3 protein-coding genes are annotated in these 3,620 nt (G+C 59.4%); all 3 read left to right on the forward strand.

What is annotated here, in order from left to right; all coding sequences use genetic code 11:
- Positions 1–2,731, forward strand: a 2,731-nt coding sequence (locus BGO16_RS04585; protein WP_292617413.1) for a molybdopterin-dependent oxidoreductase, incomplete at its 5' end; no start/stop codon positions are given.
- The gene (locus BGO16_RS04590) at positions 2,725–3,414 is read left to right on the forward strand and encodes a peptidylprolyl isomerase (protein WP_292617414.1); all 690 of its coding nucleotides are present in this window, start codon (positions 2,725–2,727) and stop codon (positions 3,412–3,414) included. The genes BGO16_RS04585 and BGO16_RS04590, both read left to right, overlap by 7 nt.
- A gap of 64 nt (positions 3,415–3,478) precedes the next feature.
- A partial coding sequence (locus tag BGO16_RS04595; protein WP_292617415.1) for a 4Fe-4S binding protein occupies positions 3,479–3,620 on the forward strand: 142 nt, incomplete at its 3' end.

The raw sequence follows: 3,620 nt of genomic DNA on the forward strand, positions 1-3,620 counted from the left end.
CCAGGTCCCGTACTTCATCGATTACGTCAAGCGCTACACCGACCTTCCGTTCCTTGTCGAGCTGGAGCCCAACGGGAATACCTACAAGACCGGACGCTTGCTGCGTGCCAATCGCGTTGCGCGCTACCAGGACGTCGAGAACGGCGACTGGAAGATGCTCGTCGTCGACGAGAAGAGCGGCGAGCCCCGGGCGTTCAAGGGTCAGGTCGGCGATCGCTGGGGATCCACGCACGGCAAGTGGAATCTGTCGGCGGAGGATACGCTGGACAACAGCCCGATCGATCCGGTGCTGAGCTTCATCGATCATTCCGATGGCGTGGTTCAGGTCGGCTTTGACGACTTCGCGAACGGCCGTGTTGTTTCGCGCGGCGTTCCGGTGAAGCGGATCGCGACGAACAAGGGTGAAGTGCTGGTTGCCACCGGCTTCGACATCATGATGTCGCAGTTCGGTCACAGCCGCGGGCTGGAAGGCTCGTTTGCGACCAGCTACGACGACGAGGATGCGCCTTACACGCCGGCCTGGCAGGAGCGTCACACCGGTATCGGCCGTGAGACCGCGATCCGGTTTGCGCGTGAGTTTGCGACCAACGCGGAACTCACCAACGGCAAGTCCATGGTGATCGTGGGCGCCAGCGCCAACCACTTCTACTACAATAACCTCTGTTACCGCTCGGCGACGGTTGCCCTGATCCTGTGCGGCTGCTGCGGCGTCAACGGCGGCGGCATCAACCACTACGTCGGCCAGGAAAAGCTTGCGCCGGTTGCGCCGTGGAACACGATTGCGATGGCTCTCGATTGGACCAAGCCGCCGCGGGTCGTGCAGTCGTCGACCTGGCACTATGCCCATAGCTGCCAGTGGCGTTACGAGCAGGAGTTCACCGAGTACGGCCTGACGGCGCCGAACCCGCGCTGGGCCAAGGGTCACGCGATCGACCTCCAGGCGAAGGCAGTACGCTCGGGCTGGATGCCGTTCACCCCGCACTTCAACCGCAATCCGATTGAGCTTGCGTCTGAAGCGGAGCGCGCTGGCGCGAAGTCTACTGATGACATCGTGACTCACGTGGTCGATCAGCTCGCCAGCAAGAAGGTGAACTTCGCGATTGAAGATCCCGATGCCGAGGAGAACTGGCCGCGGTTGTGGTTCATCTGGCGCGGCAACGCGATCCAGTCGAGCGCCAAGGGGCACGAGTTCTTCCTGCGTCACTATCTCGGTGCGCATGACAACTCGATCGCCGAGGATCGGGCCAGGGGCAAGACCACCACGGTGAAATACCGTGACAACGCCCCTCGCGGAAAGTACGACCTGGTTGTCGACATCAACTTCCGCATGAATACGTCGGCACTTTATGCAGACATCGTGCTGCCGACGGCGTTCTGGTACGAGAAGAACGACCTGAACACGACGGACCTGCACTCGTTCCTGCACGTGCTGGGACAGGCGGTTCCGCCGGTGTGGGAATCGAAGACCGACTGGGAGATCTTCAAGCTGCTCGCCAAGAAGGTTAGTGAGCTGTCTCCGCTGGCGTTCTCCAAGCCGATGCGTGACGTGGTTGCTCAGCCGCTGATGCACGACACTCCCGACGAATTGGCACAGCCGGAGATCCTGGACTGGGCCGAGGGCGAGTGCAAACCGGTGCCTGGCAAGTCCATGCCTCACATCAGGATCGTCGAACGTGACTACGCGAACTTGTACAACAAGTTCATCTCGTTCGGGCCCAAGGCGCGTGAGGATGGTGTTTCTGCGGTCGGCGTGCAAATTCCGATCAAGAAGCAGTACGACCAGATGCTCGACAATCCGGTCATGCCGATGCCGGATCCGAGGCACATGCGGTGCGTCGAGTGGGGTGGCAAGCGTTACCCGAGCCTCGAGGACGTTCTCGATGCCTGCAACACGTTGCTGATGTGTGCGCCGGAAGCGAACGGTGAGGTCTGCTACCAGGGCTTCGTTAACGAGGAGCATCATGTTGGTCTGCCGTTGGCAGACATTGCGGAGCCAACTAGGGCCGTCTCGTCGATGTTCTACGACCTGACGCGTCAGCCGAGACGGATTCTCACGAGCCCGTGCTGGACAGGTATGACTAACGATGGTCGTGCTTACTCCGCCTGGTGCATGAACGTCGAACGGCTGGTGCCGTGGCGGACATTGACCGGCCGGCAATCGTTGTACCTCGATCACCAGTGGTATCTCGACTTCGGCGAGCACATCCCGACCTACAAGCCGCGGCTCAACCCGCGCAAGACCGGCGATATCGTGAAGAGCCGGGTTGATGATCGCTCGCTGGTTCTGAACTACATCACGCCGCATGGTAAGTGGAACATTCACTCCACCTACAAGGACAACCACCGCATGCTGATGCTGTCTCGTGGCATGGATCCTTGCTGGATCAATGACCGGGACGCGGAGAAGGTGGGTATCGAGGATAACGACTGGGTCGAGGTCTACAACGACAACGGTGTGGTCGTCACCCGTGCCAACGTCAGCCGGCGAATTCAGCCGGGTACCTGCATGTACTACCACGCGGTCGAGCGTACGGTGTACATTCCGAAGTCGCAGGAGCGTAAGTGGCGCGGCGGCGGTCACAACAGTCTGACGCGCACTCGTATCAATCCGTTGTTCCTGGCGGGTGGATATGCCCAGTTCACATATGGCTTCAATTACTGGGGCCCGACTGGTATCTTCACGCGCGACACGCACGTTGTCGTGCGCAAGATGGAGAAGCTGGAATGGTAGGCGATATCACGACGCATGATCATGATCATGACCATGATCATGACCCGGCTCCGGCGCACCTCGGTGCGCCAGAACGGGTCGGCGTCGGGAAATACGTGACCATTAACTACACCCTGCGGACTAACGGTCAGATTCGTCACATTCGCTCTGCTGTGTGGGGAGACGAGCCGTTGGAATATCAGCATGGGAGTGGACGGTTGCTGCCTGCCCTCGAGCGAGCGCTCGAGGGTAGGGTTGCCGGCGAACGTTTTGATGTGACATTGCCTCCCGAAGAGGCATACGGAGAGCGCGACAAGGCACTACAGCAACGGGTACCCGTTGAGACGTTTGGCGGTGTTGATCAGATCGAGGCGGGGATGTGTTTTCTCGCGCATAGTGATGATGAGCGTCGTGTCGAAAATGTGATGGTTACCGAGGTCGATGAGGATAACGGGTATGTGGTGGTTGATACCAATCACCCGCTCGCTGGTATGACGCTCGAGTTTGAGGTTAGCGTCGTGGCTGTGCGAGATGCTCCGACCCCTGAGGGACACCGGCAAATTGACCCGACTATGGCCAGCATGGGAGATGGACTTGCGCTGGCTGCTGCACAAGCGACTGTCGCATCGCGGCGCAAGTCGGTGAGCGACGAAACATCGAACCCATCGGCGCCCAACGCTGTTAAAGACAGCGGTAACGCATAGGCGCCAAACGATAACCGAAAACGAAGCCATAAGAACGAGCCATAGGAACGAAGGAGTACTACACATGGACATCCGAGCTCAAGTTTCGATGGTCTTTCACCTGGACAAGTGCATCGGCTGTCATACCTGCAGCATCGCGTGCAAGAACATCTGGACCGATCGCAAGGGCACCGAGTACATGTACTGGAACAACGTGGAGACCAAGC

The organism is Nitrobacter sp. 62-23 (assembly GCF_001897285.1).
GTDB lineage: Bacteria > Pseudomonadota > Alphaproteobacteria > Rhizobiales > Xanthobacteraceae > Nitrobacter.